The organism is Mucilaginibacter dorajii (assembly GCF_024808255.1).
Taxonomy (GTDB): domain Bacteria; phylum Bacteroidota; class Bacteroidia; order Sphingobacteriales; family Sphingobacteriaceae; genus Mucilaginibacter; species Mucilaginibacter dorajii.
In genome coordinates this window covers 1-15,008 of record NZ_JANTYS010000008.1, presented here as the reverse complement: position 1 = coordinate 15,008, position 15,008 = coordinate 1, and the positions used below count along the sequence as shown (strand labels likewise).

Annotated in this window: 13 protein-coding genes; 10 read left to right on the top strand and 3 right to left on the bottom strand. The window is 44.7% G+C overall.

Annotation, left to right across the window (positions count from 1 at the left end):
• Nucleotide 1: 1 nt before the first annotated feature.
• The 6 genes from FHS10_RS12315 to FHS10_RS12290 all read left to right on the top strand — a co-directional run bounded on the left by FHS10_RS12315 (nucleotide 2) and on the right by FHS10_RS12290 (nucleotide 6,967).
• Nucleotides 2-874, top strand: coding sequence for an EamA family transporter (locus tag FHS10_RS12315; RefSeq protein ID WP_259091000.1), 873 nt, complete (start codon nucleotides 2-4; stop codon nucleotides 872-874).
• Between the two features lie 200 nt (nucleotides 875-1,074).
• On the top strand, nucleotides 1,075-1,218 hold the full coding sequence (locus FHS10_RS12310) for a DUF6728 family protein (protein ID WP_259090999.1): 144 nt from the start codon (nucleotides 1,075-1,077) through the stop codon (nucleotides 1,216-1,218).
• Nucleotides 1,215-1,592: a RidA family protein gene (locus FHS10_RS12305; RefSeq protein WP_259090997.1), complete on the top strand. Its 378-nt coding sequence runs from the start codon at nucleotides 1,215-1,217 to the stop codon at nucleotides 1,590-1,592. Before FHS10_RS12310 ends, FHS10_RS12305 begins: the two co-directional genes overlap by 4 nt.
• A 117-nt stretch (nucleotides 1,593-1,709) precedes the next feature.
• The gene (recG, locus tag FHS10_RS12300; protein ID WP_259090995.1) at nucleotides 1,710-3,812 is read left to right on the top strand and encodes an ATP-dependent DNA helicase RecG; all 2,103 of its coding nucleotides are present in this window, start codon (nucleotides 1,710-1,712) and stop codon (nucleotides 3,810-3,812) included.
• A 206-nt stretch (nucleotides 3,813-4,018) separates the two neighbouring features.
• Nucleotides 4,019-5,404, top strand: coding sequence for a M20/M25/M40 family metallo-hydrolase (locus tag FHS10_RS12295; protein ID WP_259090993.1), 1,386 nt, complete (start codon nucleotides 4,019-4,021; stop codon nucleotides 5,402-5,404).
• A 237-nt stretch (nucleotides 5,405-5,641) separates the two neighbouring features.
• Complete coding sequence (locus tag FHS10_RS12290; protein WP_259090991.1) at nucleotides 5,642-6,967, top strand: MFS transporter; 1,326 nt, start codon at nucleotides 5,642-5,644, stop codon at nucleotides 6,965-6,967.
• 32 nt (nucleotides 6,968-6,999) lie between these two features.
• Here the strand turns inward: FHS10_RS12290 and FHS10_RS12285 are convergent, their stop codons facing one another.
• Entirely contained in the window at nucleotides 7,000-7,947 is a 948-nt protein-coding gene (locus tag FHS10_RS12285) for a tryptophan 2,3-dioxygenase family protein (protein ID WP_259091496.1), read from the bottom strand.
• Between the two features lie 111 nt (nucleotides 7,948-8,058).
• Between FHS10_RS12285 and FHS10_RS12280 the strand changes: the two genes are divergently transcribed.
• Nucleotides 8,059-8,529 (top strand): universal stress protein, encoded by a 471-nt coding sequence (locus FHS10_RS12280; protein ID WP_259090989.1) that lies wholly within the window; start codon nucleotides 8,059-8,061, stop codon nucleotides 8,527-8,529.
• A gap of 101 nt (nucleotides 8,530-8,630) precedes the next feature.
• Here the strand turns inward: FHS10_RS12280 and FHS10_RS12275 are convergent, their stop codons facing one another.
• Together FHS10_RS12275 and FHS10_RS12270 are read right to left on the bottom strand one after the other, a co-directional pair.
• Complete coding sequence (locus tag FHS10_RS12275; protein ID WP_259090988.1) at nucleotides 8,631-9,920, bottom strand: HAD-IB family phosphatase; 1,290 nt, start codon at nucleotides 9,918-9,920, stop codon at nucleotides 8,631-8,633.
• A 69-nt stretch (nucleotides 9,921-9,989) separates the two neighbouring features.
• On the bottom strand, nucleotides 9,990-10,955 hold the full coding sequence (locus FHS10_RS12270; RefSeq protein ID WP_259090983.1) for an NAD-dependent epimerase/dehydratase family protein: 966 nt from the start codon (nucleotides 10,953-10,955) through the stop codon (nucleotides 9,990-9,992).
• Between the two features lie 187 nt (nucleotides 10,956-11,142).
• Between FHS10_RS12270 and FHS10_RS12265 the strand changes: the two genes are divergently transcribed.
• The 3 genes from FHS10_RS12265 (at nucleotide 11,143) to FHS10_RS12255 (ending at nucleotide 14,876) form a co-directional block, all read left to right on the top strand.
• Nucleotides 11,143-12,324 (top strand): formimidoylglutamase, encoded by a 1,182-nt coding sequence (locus FHS10_RS12265; RefSeq protein WP_259090981.1) that lies wholly within the window; start codon nucleotides 11,143-11,145, stop codon nucleotides 12,322-12,324.
• A gap of 57 nt (nucleotides 12,325-12,381) precedes the next feature.
• Nucleotides 12,382-13,554, top strand: coding sequence for a TlpA disulfide reductase family protein (locus tag FHS10_RS12260; protein WP_259090976.1), 1,173 nt, complete (start codon nucleotides 12,382-12,384; stop codon nucleotides 13,552-13,554).
• Between the two features lie 188 nt (nucleotides 13,555-13,742).
• Nucleotides 13,743-14,876: a TlpA disulfide reductase family protein gene (locus tag FHS10_RS12255; RefSeq protein ID WP_259090974.1), complete on the top strand. Its 1,134-nt coding sequence runs from the start codon at nucleotides 13,743-13,745 to the stop codon at nucleotides 14,874-14,876.
• The last annotated feature ends 132 nt before the right edge of the window (nucleotides 14,877-15,008 follow it).

The following is a 15,008-nucleotide window of genomic DNA, read 5'->3' as shown; positions in this document are numbered from 1 at the left end:
CATGCAAAAAAACAAAATCCCCATTCGTCCTTTATTAGCGGTTTTAGGTTCGATATTAAGCGTTCAGATAGGGGCTGCTATTGCCAAGGAATTATTCCCGGCGCTTGGCGCGGCAGTTACTGCCACGCTACGGATTGGCTTATCGGCCATAATCCTGCTTGCCGTAAACCGGCCCGGCCTAAAAACCTTAACCCGGGAGCAATGGAAAGCGGTTATCCCTTATGGTTTGTGTTTGGGTGCCATGAATTTAATTTACTACCTGGCCTTATCCCGCATCCCGCTGGGCATAGCTGTTACGCTTGAATTTATGGGGCCGCTGCTACTGGTAGTATTCAGTTCAAAACGGCTCATCGAGTTTTTATGGGTATTGCTTGCGGCGGGTGGCATTGCGTTGATGACACCGTGGAACAACACCAATATCGATTTATTTGGCGCAGGCATGGCCTTGCTTGCAGGCGCATTTTGGGCCGGATATATTGTTTTAGGCAGGCAAGTATCTGCCGTGTTAGATGGCAGGCAGGCCGTTACCATAGGGATGCTGTTTGCCTTGCTTGTGGCATTACCCTTTGCTTTCACCAGCGGTACCATGGTAAACTTTAAAAGCGGCATGATCATCCCGGCGCTGTCACTGGCTTTATTTTGCAGCGCTGTTCCGTTTTCGTTAGAGATGTACGGTCTTAAATATATCCCCACCAAAACCTTCAGCATCCTCATGAGCATGGAACCCGCAGTTGGGGCCATCTGTGGACTGATATTTTTGAAGGAGTACCTGTCCCTACAGGAATATGCCGCAGTTATATTAGTGGTAATTGCAAGTACCGGGGCAACCTTAGGCAACCGGGAGGATATGGGTAAAATAACGCCCGAGATTTAATAATAATATCGAACACCGAACGCCCAATATCGAATAATGAAGTAAAACTTCGATGTTGGAAATTCGAAATTCATTATTCGATATTTTTTACCGGATACCCACGAACTGAAGGCAGCCAGAATAGAAACTAACCACGCAAATCAAAAGCCCTCTCCTTTGGAGAGGGTTGGGTGAGGCTTTTTTTTTACTAAGTTTGTATTATGTATTTCTTTAGAAAAAAAGATCCCAACAGGCCAGATAACATTAACCTGCGCATTATGCATTTTATAAATGCGTTGGCTATCCTGATGTTTTTAGCGGGCATCATCTACAAGCTGATACAAGTGTTCATATTTAAAAAATGATGGAAATAATAAACACCAATAACGCGCCTGCACCTATCGGGCCGTACAGCCAGGCTACTGTAGCCGGTAATTTTGTATTTGTTTCGGGCCAGATCCCCCTTAACCCTGCCACCGGCGAACTGGTAACCACCGGTATTACCGACGAGGCCGTGTTAGTAATGGAAAACATCAAAGCTATTTTAACCGAGGCCGGTATTGGCTTTGCCAACGTGGTAAAATCAAGCATCTTTTTAACCGACCTTGGCAATTTTGGCCAGGTAAATGAAGTATACGGTAAATACTTTACCTCCAACTTCCCGGCCCGCGAAACCGTGCAGGTATCTGCTTTACCCAAAGGCGTAAATGTAGAGATCTCGGTTATCGCGGTGAAGTAAGAGCCTCAAAGCCCCACCCAACCCTCCCCTGAAGGGGAGGGCTTTTGAATAAAAAGTTTTAAAATCATGCTAATAAAAGTCTCCCCTTCAGGGGAGATTTAGAGGGGCTGCCGCTTTATGGATCCTTTTCAAACACCACTCACATACTTAAAAGGTGCCGGGCAGGCCCGGGCCGAGGTTTTGAAAAAGGAACTGGGCCTGGCCAATTTCGAGGATCTGCTGCGCCATTTCCCCTTCCGGTATATTGATAGAACCAAGTTTTATAAGGTTAAGGATATTAACCCCGATTTGCCTTACGTACAGGTTTTGGCAAGGGTTATCAGTAAGCAGGTTGTTGGCGAAAAACATACCAAGCGCCTGGTAGTGCAAACCCGCGATGATACGGGCACGCTTGAACTGGTATGGTTTAAGGGGATTAACTGGATAGAGAAAACCATTATACCCGGTACAGTATACATTGTATTTGGCAAGCCCGGCTTTTTTAACATGCAGGCCCAAATGGCACACCCCGAAATGGAGGTGTATTCGCCGGCTACCATGCAAAGGCAGGGTAATGCTACCTTACAGCCGGTATATAACTCTACCGAAAAGCTTAAGCAGTTTCAGTTAGATAGCAAGGGCATTCAAAAGCTAACCTCGGTTTTATTGGGGATGCATGCTAAGGACATCCTCGAAAATTTGCCGCTGTATATCATCCAGCATTTTAAACTCATCAGCCGGGCCGAGGCCTATAAAAATATCCATTTCCCGGCCGATGCCAATTTGCTCAATGAAGCATTACACCGGCTAAAGTTTGAGGAGCTTTTCCTGTTACAACTCAGGCTGCTGCGCAATAAGCTGCTGCATACCCAAAAGTTTAAGGGCAATGTATTTGGCACAGTAGGCCATTACTTTAATGATTTTTATCACCATAAATTACCTTTTGAACTCACCCCGCCGCAAAAAAAGGTTTTAAAAGAGATACGGCAGGATACCCAGCGCGGCGTACAAATGAATCGCCTGTTACAGGGCGATGTGGGCAGCGGCAAAACCGTTGTAGCGCTCATGAGTATGCTGATAGCGGTTGATAACGGTTTCCAGGCCTGTATTATGGCCCCTACCGAAATTTTGGCTACCCAGCATTTTCAAACCGTGTTTAACCTGGTGGGCGATGGCTTTATTGAGGTTGCCCTGCTTACCGGCTCTACCAAGCAAAAAGACCGCAAGGTATTACATCAGAAGCTGGAAAGCGGCGAGCTCAAAATACTGATAGGCACCCATGCCCTTATTGAGGATAAGGTACAATTCAAAAACCTGGGCTTTGTGGTGATTGATGAGCAGCACCGCTTTGGGGTAGAACAAAGGTCCAAACTATGGCGCAAAAATATCATTCCACCCCATGTTTTGGTGATGACAGCCACCCCCATCCCCCGCACCCTGGCCATGACTTTATACGGCGATCTGGATATCTCGGTGATCGATCAGCTACCCGCCGGGCGTAAGCCAATCCAAACCCTGCACTTTTTTGATAACCAGCGCCTGCGGGTATTCGGTTTTATGAAAAAGGAAATAGCGCTGGGTCGGCAGATCTATATTGTATACCCGCTCATCCAGGAAAGTGAAAAGTTGGATCTGAAGAACCTGGAGGATGGTATCGCGGTCATGTCGCGCGAGTTCCCTTTGCCCGAATATAAGATCAGTGTGGTACACGGCAAGCTCAAAGCCGCCGATAAGGAATTTGAGATGCAGCGCTTCATCAAAGGAGAAACACAAATTATGGTGGCCACCACCGTTATTGAGGTTGGGGTTAACGTTCCCAACGCTTCGGTAATGATCATTGAAAATGCCGAGCGGTTTGGTCTGTCGCAATTGCACCAGTTACGTGGGCGGGTTGGTCGCGGTGCTGAGCAATCCTATTGTATTTTAATGAGCAGCCATAAGCTGAGTCACGACGGGAAGATCCGTTTGGATACCATGGTGAAAACCAATAATGGTTTCGAGATCTCCGAGATCGACCTGCAACTGCGCGGGCCCGGCAACCTGGATGGCACCCAACAAAGCGGCGTGCTCGACCTCAAAGTTGCCAACCTGGCTACCGACCAGGAGCTATTGTTTAAAGCCCGCAAAACGGTAGAGCAGATTTTTGCCAAAGACCCTCAACTGGCCCTGCCCGAAAACCAGGTGCTGCACCATGCCTTCCAAACAAATAATGCCGGCCTAAGTTGGGATAAGATTTCCTGAGGCTTTCATTTTCCACCCAAAATATTAAATTTGTTTCCGACTGACTTTATTTGATGAGCGTACCAAACGGTCTGTAAAAGAAAGGTGATCAAAAGGTACTTCAAAAGGATGCCAACGGTAATCGAAAGGTTATGGTAAGGTATGCCGGAGGATATCCGCAGGTTGCTGAAAAGTACGTTTATCTGCCAAAAACATACAGAAAATAGATGAAAAAAACATTTACTTTATTATGCGCCGCGATGCTGGCCGCCCCCCTTGTCCATGCCCAACAGGACTCCCTAACCATCCGCAAAATTTATGACGAAGCCCTGGTAAACGGTAAAAGTTATGAAAGCCTGCGCTACCTGTGCAAAAACATTGGTCAGCGTATCAGCGGCTCGGCCAACGCCCAAAAAGCTGTTGAATACAGCAAGAAACTGATGGAAAGCTACGGCTTCGATAAGGTTTATTTACAGGAAGTTATGGTACCTCACTGGGTACGCGGCGAAAAGGAAACCGCCTTTATCTTTGATGGCAAAACCCGTATCCCCGTACCTGTCGCCGCTTTAGGCATGACGGTAGCTACCCCCAAGGAAGGCGTCACCGCCGATGTAATTGAGGTACAGAGCCTTAAAGAAGTTGAATCTTTGGGCGAGAAGGTGATCAAAGGTAAAATTGTGTTCTTTAACCGTGCTTTCGATCAAAGGTTTATTGAAACCGGCCGCGCATACGGCACCGCGGGTGATCAGCGCTTTATGGGCCCTGCCGTAGCCGCCAAATATGGCGCGGTAGGCGTTATAGTCCGTTCGTTAAGCAGTACGCTCGACGATTTCCCGCATACGGGTGCCACCTTAGTTGATAAGGATGGTAAAAGTATCCCGGCGGCGGCTATCTCCACAAAAGCAGCTAACAAGCTAAGTGCCATGCTTAAAATGCGCAAATTCCCGGCTGCTAAATTCTACTTTAAACAAAGCTGCCAGTTACTGCCCGATGCGCTGTCGTACAACGTAGTAGGCGAGCTAACCGGCACCGAGCACCCCAACAAATTCATCACCGTAGGTGGCCACCTCGATTCATGGGACCTTGCCGAAGGCGCGCATGACGATGGCACCGGTGTAATGCAATCGGCCGAAGTGTTAAGGGTGCTTAAAGCTATTGGCTATCACCCTAAAAACACCATTCGTGCTGTATTTTTCATGAACGAAGAAAATGGCGACAGAGGCGGCCTTAAATACGCCGAACTTGCCGCCCAAAATAAGGAAGAGCACATTGCAGCCATTGAAACCGACGAAGGTGGTTTTACGCCACGTGGGTTTAGTTTTTCTGATGTATCCAAAGATTTTATAGCTAAAGTAAACACCAACTGGAAAGCCCTGCTTGAGCCCTATGAAGTTGATCAGTTAACTATCGGCGGTGCCGGTGCAGATATTGAACCCATGAAAAAAACTGTACCCGGCGTAGTATTAATAGGCTTTCGCCCTGATTCTCAGCGGTATTTTAACATCCATCACACGCCAAACGATGTATTCGAAAATGTAAACAAACGCGAACTTGAATTGGGTGGTGCAGGTATGGCAGCGCTAATCTACCTGATTGATCAGCACGGGCTTTAGTCAGATGTGAAGATTTCAGATTTCAAATGTGCAGATGATTTTTTGATGTCCTTTAAAACTTACGAAGTTTGTCAAACTTCGTAAGTTTGATTAGCCGCTTCCAACAAAGGCGGCTTTTTTTGTGCCTCATCTGCACATCTGAAATCTGCACCCCTGCACATCAAAAAAAATCCTGCCAATCCTGCTAAATCGTAAAAATCGTGTCGTAAATTTGCAGTGCATCATCCAAAACAACAAGTGACCGAAGAAGGCGATAGTACCCCCCAGAAAATAGATTCCTTTGCAGCATTGCGATATAAAGATTTCCGGTCTTACATCGGCATGCGCTTTTGTTTCACCTTTGCATATTCCATGCAAGCCGTTGTCATCGGTTTTTACATGTACCAGATCACTCATAGCGCTTTCGCCCTGGGACTTATCGGTTTATGTGAGGCTATCCCAGCAATCAGCATTGCGCTTTACGGCGGGTATATTGCCGATAAATCCGAAAAACGTAAAATGCTGCTGTTCATATTCAGCGGGGTTATACTTACTTCATTAGTAATGTTTACTGTTACGCTCAAAAGCATGAGCGGCATTATTCATGTAGGTTGGATCATCCCCGTAATTTATGTGATGATATTTTGTAACGGCATTGCCCGTGCCTTTTACGGCCCCGCAACGTTTACTATTTACGCGCACAGTATTCCCAAAGAAGTTTATCCTAATGGCAGTACCTGGAGCAGTTCGAGCTGGCAGGTGGCGTCGATTATCGGCCCGGCTGCGGGTGGGTTAATTTACGGCTACTCCGATAAATTATTCGGCATTAGTGGTATTACCGCAACGTTTGGCTGCATCATTTTTTTCCTTTTAGTATCATTGGTATTAGTTGCACTGTTGCGAAAATATCCGCCAGTATTTGTGCCGAAAGAAAATATCTGGAAGAGTCTTTCGGCCGGTATTGAATTTGTATTTGGCAATAAAATGATGATTGGGGCTATGAGTCTTGATCTGTTCTCGGTATTTTTTGGTGGTGCAGTGGCTTTGCTTCCTGTATTTGCCAACGAAATACTGAAAGTAGGAGCCGAAGGATTGGGTATTATGCGTGCCACGTCCTCCTTAGGAGCAGTCCTTACCATGCTGGTAATGACCCGTTTTTCGCCAATGGGCAAACCATGGCGTAACCTGTTGATAGCCGTTACAGGCTTTGGTTTATCTATAATCTGTTTCGGTTTATCAAAAAGCTTTTACCTATCGCTGGTGTTTATCTTTACAGAAGGCGCATTTGATAGTGTCAGCGTAATTATCCGTGGTACTATCATGCAATTATTAACGCCCGATCATATGCGTGGCAGGGTATCCGCTGTAAATCAAATGTTTATTGGCTCATCTAACGAAATTGGCGCGTTTGAGTCTGGAACAGCAGCCCGTTTATTAGGCACCGTGCCATCGGTAATATTTGGCGGCAGCATGACTATGCTGATTGTAGGTATAACCTATCTGAAAACCAAAAGACTTGTACCACTATCGCTGAGCCAAATTCAACCCCCAGAAGTAAAAGAAGAAGAAATTATCACCCAATAAGTCTTCCTTTCATGGGAGGTTTGGAGGAGCCTTTACCCCAACACACTATCCACCCAGGCTTTGCCCCAATTTTCCAACTCTTCTTCGCTCCATAGCGATGGGTAAAAAATGCGTTTCTGAAAGCGCGGAGGTAGGTATTTTTGCCAGTTGGTACCGCCTGTTGCTTTGATCTCTTCAGGTTCGCGGTTAAGGTAACGTACGGCAGATTTATAGTGCGATAGTGGCCAGTTCACGTTTACGTTCACATCTAACTGGCGCAACTCTGTTTTTAATTCTGGAGTTAGTTGGCCCGTTGCTTCAAATTGCAGGGCAAGCGTATTAAAGTTGTAATTGACAGCAGCTTTTCCTAATTCGATGAAAGCTTTGGCGTACTTTTTCTCGAACTGCTTAAGGGTTAACGTTTTTTTGCCTGTCGATAGTTCGGTAGCGCCAAACTTCCAGTACAGGTATTCAAATTGTTCTTCTATGGATGCATTGCGCAACTCTTCGCGTTTATCTTTGGTTACCAGGTTGATAAAGTCGGTAGCGTAGATCTCGATCATCCGGTACTGCCCCGATTGGAAACCGCTGGCAGGTAACAATGACATCCGGAACTTCAGGAATTGCTCCTTTTCCATCCCATCAACCATAATCTCAAATGATTGGGTTAATGCGCCAAAATAACGATTGATGCGTTTCAACCGTGCTGTTAAAAATTCAACGGTTAAAGGCTTCGCTGTGGCTATCTGCTCGCACTCGTGCAAAGCAAGCTTAAAATACAGCTCGGTGATCTGGTGGTAGATAATAAAAATTTCTTCGTCGGGAAAAGGCGTTTTAGGGCTTTGGAGGCTTAATAAGGTGTCCAGGTGGATATAATCCCAATAGGTTAAAAAATCGGCATATAGGAGCCCGTCAAGATACGAGTTCATATCCTGCCCCATGGCCTCGTATTTTTCCTGTAGCTGCGCTAAGCGCTCTTCAATTTCGGGCGAGAATTGCATAACCAAAGGTAATAAAATTGGCTTGGGCGACAATTATGGATTAAAGCACCAGAAAGAAAACTTTTTGGCTTTGCAAGTGTCTTATTTCTTATCAGACAATCTTTAAACATCATGAAAATCAGCAAAATATTAATTGGCATTGACGATAGCGCCTACGCCCGCAATGCCGCGGCCTATGGCTTTGATATAGCACACAGCTATAACGCTGTAGTTGGCCTTGTCCACATTATTGAGCCAATGATTTTTCAGCCCGACCCGAGCGATAGCTTAACAGGTATGTCCATGGGCACCACGCTGGGTGTTGAACAGGCCGAGCTTCTTGATATACAAGCTAAACAGTCGTCCCTGGTAATTGATGGAATAAAAAGGGAATACGCAGGTGATCTTGAAGTAACCTCGTTCACAGAGTTTGACGTAACAGCCAACGGAATAATTAACTGCGCCAAACAGTTTGGAGCCAATCTGATTGTTTTAGGAACTCATAACCGCTCAGGCCTCGACAGGCTACTTATGGGCAGTGTAGCCGAAGATGTTGTACGTCATTCGCCCATACCGGTATTAGTTGTGCCATTTGCAGGGTGATCAGGTTCGGGGTACGTGTTGCGGGGTTCGGGTGGTATAGTTTGAGATTAAATAGTGTAAGATAACACGAACCTCACAACCCGAGCCTCGCAACAGAACAATTAATACAGCAACCTGAACTTTATAGTATGCTCAATGGCTTTCAGTTCGTTTAATACTTCGGTATCGTAACCGGTATTTACATCGGTAATAACGTAGCCTATTTGCGGGTTGGTTACCAAAAACTCGCCCACTATGTTGATGTTATGGCGGGCAAACACATCATTGATCTTTGCAAGGATACCAGGTACGTTTTTGTGGATATGGATTAAGCGGTGCGCGTTGTTTACCCGCGGTGGCTGCAAATCCGGGAAGTTACAGCTGGTATGCGTTTTGCCTTCGTTCATGAAAGCCATCACCCTTTTGGGGATAAAATCATTATTGTGAGGATTGTGCCTTGGATCATCAAATATGATGATGCCGTTTTCGGTCGCCGCATCGGCCAGTTTGTGGCTGCACTTACCAAAAATACCAATCACCTTTAACCTGCCTGCATTTTGTACCTGCTCGGGACTTGGCTGATGGTCTTCATCGCAAAATAAAACACCGGCTTCCTCTAAATATTTGTCTTCAACCTCTTCGCGGTTACGAATGTTGTAGCCTTCCTTTTTCATTTGCGCCTGTGCTTCCTCGTCAATAGCACCAACTACCAAACATTTAATGCGGTTTTTGGGGTACGATATAGCGCGGGGCAGTTTATTGAGATACAGAAACTCGTCGAAACTTGGGGTAACGTGATCTGCCTTCTCGGCAACAGATTTACGTTCAATGTTTTCAGTAAAGGCATAAAACTTTTTAATCATACCCGACTCCTTCAATTGGAAATCAGAATAACCATCGCCTATACCATAAATATCGCCGGGTAATTGAAGTTCTTTCAGCAATTTTACCTTACCGCCTTCCTGTGAAAGAGGGTTGGTACGATCATAACCAATGATATTGCCTTCCTCATCAAACTCAAAGGTATTGGCGTATATGTTTTCTTTTTTGATATGATATTCGGTAACAACAGGCGTAATAAACTCCTTGAAGCCGCCGGATACGATCAAAACCTCATCCTGGTGATTTTTGAAGAAAATAGTATTACGGGAAAATGATGTTGATACCTTTTTTTTAAGATGACTGATCAGTTGTTTTAAGTGATCGCGATTGGCACACAGTAATTTAACCCTCGCTTCCAGGCTTTGGGTAAAGGATAACCGGCCTTCCATCGAGGCATTGGTTAAATCTTCTATCTGTTTGTAAATACCCTCACGGTCGGGGTGGTTTTTGAGGGAAATGCGGGCCAGCTCGTCAAGAGCTTCAACCTGTGTGAACGTGCTGTCGAAATCAATAATAAAGTACTGCTCCATCTTGGGTGCAAATGTGCGAAAAATTTTATTGATAGAATAAGTAGAGTTTTTTTAGTTTGCCTTGTAACCTTACTTCAACACTTCTACAATTTCCAAGATGGTTTTGCTTATCGGTTTAAACTCAATACCAATGGCATCCTTGATTTTTGAGTTATCAAAATCCCGGTTTAATGAGGCCGTTTGTGCCGACGTCTTATCTATAGCAGGCGCTTTACCTGTTATAGTGCCAACAAACGCGGCAACGCGCCAGGCTACTTCCATAACCCATGACTTAGCCAATATAGCAGGTGGCTTAATGCCAAAGCCATTAGCCACCTCGGTAGTGATATCTTTATAATTATAATTTTCGGCACTGATCACGTATCGTTCTGCGGTAATGTCGCTATTCATTACAGCGATCATGCATTTGGCAACATCCTCCACATCAACAAAACCAATGCTGCCGATGGTATAAAATTTAAGCCCTTTGCGAATGGTTTCAAAAAATACGCCGCTCCCTTGTTTGCCCGCGCTTGCTCCTATAATGAGTGATGGGTTTACAATTACGGCGTCAAGCCCTTCGGCAATGCCACGCCATACTTCCATTTCGCTTTCCAGCTTGGATATGGCATAGCCGTCATTTTCGGCAGATTCTTCGAGATGGTGATTCTCGGTGGTCAGTTCGCCGGGCTTAGCCAGGCCAATCGCCGCAATCGAACTTACATGTACCATTCTTGCGCCTCTTTCAATACATAAATTAACCAGATTGGCTGTTCCGGTAACATTGGTATTAATCATCGGTTCTTTATCTGCCGCCTTTAATGATACCCAGGCAGCGCAATGATAAACCTGTGTTATTCCCTCAAGCGCGTTTTCCAGGGCAAAGATATCCAGCAGATCGGCATCAACCCACTCAATCTGTGCCTTAAAGGGCGCAAGCAATACAGGTATGATAGAGGTAGTCCGTTTGGTACAGCGAATGTTATTGCCCATTGTAACCAGCAGTTTAGCCAGTTCGGCCCCCAAAAAACCCGTTGCGCCAGTTATAAGAATCATCTTGATTTGAAAATTTGAAAATGTGCCGATTTGAAAATGTAAAAGTGCACAATATCATTTTAATTTAAGGATTTGAAAATTCATAAGTATGAAGTGAAGTTGCAGATTTACTGATGTGAATTTGCATCTTTGCACAGATGGTTCATTTTCAAATCTTCAAATTGACACATTTTCAAATTAATAATTAATGTCCTTAGCTGATTTTTTTACACCTATTGATCTTAAAAAGATCACTCCTAAAAAGGGGTATTATACCAGCCAGCTTGGCGATAAAATTGTGCATTACAGTGTCGACTTTCCTGATCTGGAAGAAAAAACCGACCTGGCCATCATCGGTGTTATGGACGACCGTAACGCCGTGGAAAACCAGGGATGCGGACTTGCCCCTGATTACATTCGCGAAAAACTTTACCAGCTAAACGAGGGTGGCTATAACCTAAAGATTGTTGATTTAGGAAATATAAAGGCCGGTGCTACAGTTAAGGATAGCTATTTCGCTCTTAAAACAGCGGTATCTGAACTCATCAAAAAAGATATTTTACCGATCATTATTGGTGGCGGGCAGGACCTTACCTATGCCCAATACCTCGGTTACGAAGACCTTGAACAAAAGGTTGACCTGGTAATCGTCGATTCGCGCTTTGATCTGGATGAAGATGAAATGGGCGACAGCATAGAAACCACCTCGCAATCCTATCTCAATAAAATATTTCTGCACGAACCTAATTACCTGTTTAACTACAGCAACCTGGGTTACCAAACCTACTTTGCCAGCCAGGAAAGCCTGCGGGTAATGGATAAGCTTTACTTTGATGTTCATCGCCTTGGCGAGTTAGCGGGCAATATAGCCGTTACTGAGCCGGCCATTCGCAATGCCAGCATGATCAGTTTTGATATGGGCGCCATTCGCTCGTCAGATGCTATGGGCAATGCCAATGCAACCCCCAATGGCTTTAACGGCCAGGAAGCCTGCCAGATCTGTCGTTACGCGGGTTTTAATGACAAACTCACCTCTATCGGTTTCTACGAATTTAACCCGGCTTATGATAGCAACGGACAAACCGCGATGTTGATGGCGCAAATGATCTGGTATTTTATTGATGGTTTTTATGGTCGCAAGCGCGATTTCCCGCTCAATCCAAAATCGCAATATTTGATTTATAAAACCAGCCTGAAACATGAAGACCAGGAAGTGGTATTTGTAAAAAGCAAAAAATCAGACAGATGGTGGATGCAGGTACCTTACCCATCAGGTGGGTCGCGTAATGAGCGTTTTCACCTGGTACCATGCAGCTACGCCGATTATAAAACCGCTACATCGGGCGAGTTGCCCGACCTTTGGTGGCGTACTTATCAAAAATTAAACTGATAATCACAATTATACACTGATTTTAACGTTAACAATCCTTACAGTTTTTATATTCTGATGAAGAAATTTCTTTTATTGTTCATAGCTATTGTGCCTGCAATGGCATTCGCTCAAAATCTTGATAACTTTACTATTAACGGCAAATTAGGCACTACCAGTGCACCCGCTAAAATTTACTTATCCTACCAATTAGGCGCAAATAGCATCATCGACTCGGCCGATCTTGTGAACGGCGCTTTTAGCTTTACCGGCAAAATGCTTAACCCTGTTAATGCAAGCTTAGTTGTTGATTACAAAGGGGTGGGTATCGAAAAATTCACCCAACAATATTCGGATGGGCGTGCCCTTGCCAAAAACGCAGATAATCTTAACTTTTTTATTGACAAAGGTACAATCACCATCACCAGTAAAGATTCGGTATCTAAAGCTCAAATTGAAGGTTCGCAGCTAAATATAGATAACGCGAAACTGCAGGGGCAGCTAAAAGGTATTAATATGAAGGGCGAGCGATTAATGGCCGAAGTTAATGCGGCAACACCCGAGCAAAAGAAATCCGCCACTTTCCAAAACAGCATCCAGGCTAAATATAAGGCGCTGCAAACCTTAGAGAGCTATACGTTAAAAACCTTTATTACCGATAACCCCAAAAGCTATTTAAGCTTGTTGGCCCTAAGTTCGGTAGGTGGCCCATCGCCAGATCCACAGGAGATTGAGCCATTGTTCAATTCCCTATCGGTTGAAGTTAGGGAAACTGAAGCAGGCAAGGTGTTAAAAAAGCAGCTTGATGCCTTAAAATTTACCGCGGTGGGTTCATTAGCGCCCGATTTTACGCAAAATGATGTCAACGGTGTACCAGTTAAGCTTTCTTCGTTTAGGGGCAAGTATGTTTTACTTGATTTTTGGGCTTCATGGTGTGGCCCTTGCAGACAGGAAAACCCTAATGTGGTGCGTAACTATAACAAATACAAAGCAAAAAACTTTACGGTATTGGGTGTGTCATTAGATAAGGCCGATGGTAAAGCTGCCTGGCTTGCTGCTATTAAAAACGACGGACTGGACTGGACACAGGTATCTGACCTTAAATTCTGGAATAACGATGTTGCTGCCCTTTACTCCATAACATCTATCCCCCAAAATTACCTGATTGGCCCCGATGGCAAGATTATAGCCAAAAACCTTCGCGGTGCCGATTTGGATGCCAAGCTACAGGAGTTGTTTGGGAAGATATAGTTTGGTGAGTGGTTGATTAGGTTGATTGAGTTGGATTAAGTTTATTGAGTTAGATTGGTTGGATAAGTATCCAAACTGAATCAACCAATTAACCTAATCAACTCAATCAACCACTCTCAAAATCAACTTAATCCAACTCAATCAACCAATCAACTTTTTCCCTATCTTGCGGTATTAAGTTTACTGACATGAAAAAAATATTATTATTAACGCTGGCTGCTTTGCCGGCCCTCTCTTTTGCACAGGATGCAAAATACACCATACAGGGTAAAATTGGCGAAGTAAACGCACCAGCCAAGGTTTACCTGGAATACAGAATAGCCAAAGGCAAATCACAAATCGATTCGACAGTGGTTACCAATGGTAAGTTCCAGTTTACCGGCAAGGCCGGTGCTGCTCCGCTTAGTGCGTACCTGCTATTTAACCCTAAAGGTACCGGTACTGCGAGTGCAGAAGACTACCGCTCAATATACCTGGAGCCCGGTGTAATTAACATTACTACCGCCGATTTGCTTGCCAATGCCAAGGTAGACGGCCCTAAAACCAACCAGGATAACGAAGCCTACCAAATAGCCCAAAAGCCTGTTAACGACGCCTACAAAGCCATTGACGATAAACAAAAAGCAGCCACCGATGAGCAGAAGGCTTCGCCCGAGTTTAAAAAACAGGCTAAGGCTGATGAAAAAGCCGCTGAAGCGCTAAGTGCTTCTATCGACAAGAAATTTATTACCGAGCACCCTGACTCTTACATCAGCTTAAACGCTATAGAATCATTTGCATACAGCGCCGATTACGTAGATATCAAACCGCTGTTTGATGCACTAACCCCGGCTATAAAAAGCACTGAAGACGGCAAGAAATTTGCCGATAGGATGCCTAAAATAAAAGCAGTTGCCTTAGGTGCCACCGCGCCGGAATTTGCAGAGGCTGATACAAGCGGCAAAGAGATCAGCCTGTCGTCGTTCCGTGGTAAGTATGTATTGATTGACTTTTGGGCATCATGGTGCGGACCATGCCGCAGGGAAAACCCAAATGTTGTAAAAGCATACAATCACTATAAAGATCAGAAATTCACGATTTTAGGAGTTTCATTAGATAAGCCAACCGCCAAAGACAAGTGGCTGGCCGCCATCCACAAAGATGGCCTTACCTGGAACCATGTATCTGATCTTAAATTTTGGGACAGCAAAGCCGCCGATATGTATGCTGTACGCGGCATCCCACAAAACTTTTTGTTAGATCCCAATGGCAAAATCATAGCCAAAAACCTACGTGGCGATGATCTGGAAGATAAATTAGCCGAGATCTTTGGGAAGATTTAATTGGTTCATTAGTTTATTGGTTGAACTGTTTAATAGAAAAAGAGGCCGTATCATAATTCAAATGATGCGGCCTCTATGTTTGCAACGTATTGGCTCCATGTTTATCTGTTTTCGTTGAATTTCTCAGCAAGG

Coding starts and splice junctions, on each gene's coding strand:
- FHS10_RS12305 (WP_259090997.1), top strand. CDS start 1,215: ATGATGGAAATAATAAACACCAATAACGCGCCTGCACCTATCGGGCCG.
- recG (WP_259090995.1), top strand. CDS start 1,710: ATGGATCCTTTTCAAACACCACTCACATACTTAAAAGGTGCCGGGCAG.
- FHS10_RS12270 (WP_259090983.1), bottom strand. CDS start 10,955: ATGATTCTTATAACTGGCGCAACGGGTTTTTTGGGGGCCGAACTGGCT.
- FHS10_RS12275 (WP_259090988.1), bottom strand. CDS start 9,920: ATGGAGCAGTACTTTATTATTGATTTCGACAGCACGTTCACACAGGTT.
- FHS10_RS12310 (WP_259090999.1), top strand. CDS start 1,075: ATGTATTTCTTTAGAAAAAAAGATCCCAACAGGCCAGATAACATTAAC.
- FHS10_RS12265 (WP_259090981.1), top strand. CDS start 11,143: ATGTCCTTAGCTGATTTTTTTACACCTATTGATCTTAAAAAGATCACT.
- FHS10_RS12260 (WP_259090976.1), top strand. CDS start 12,382: ATGAAGAAATTTCTTTTATTGTTCATAGCTATTGTGCCTGCAATGGCA.
- FHS10_RS12285 (WP_259091496.1), bottom strand. CDS start 7,947: ATGCAATTCTCGCCCGAAATTGAAGAGCGCTTAGCGCAGCTACAGGAA.
- FHS10_RS12295 (WP_259090993.1), top strand. CDS start 4,019: ATGAAAAAAACATTTACTTTATTATGCGCCGCGATGCTGGCCGCCCCC.
- FHS10_RS12280 (WP_259090989.1), top strand. CDS start 8,059: ATGAAAATCAGCAAAATATTAATTGGCATTGACGATAGCGCCTACGCC.
- FHS10_RS12315 (WP_259091000.1), top strand. CDS start 2: ATGCAAAAAAACAAAATCCCCATTCGTCCTTTATTAGCGGTTTTAGGT.
- FHS10_RS12255 (WP_259090974.1), top strand. CDS start 13,743: ATGAAAAAAATATTATTATTAACGCTGGCTGCTTTGCCGGCCCTCTCT.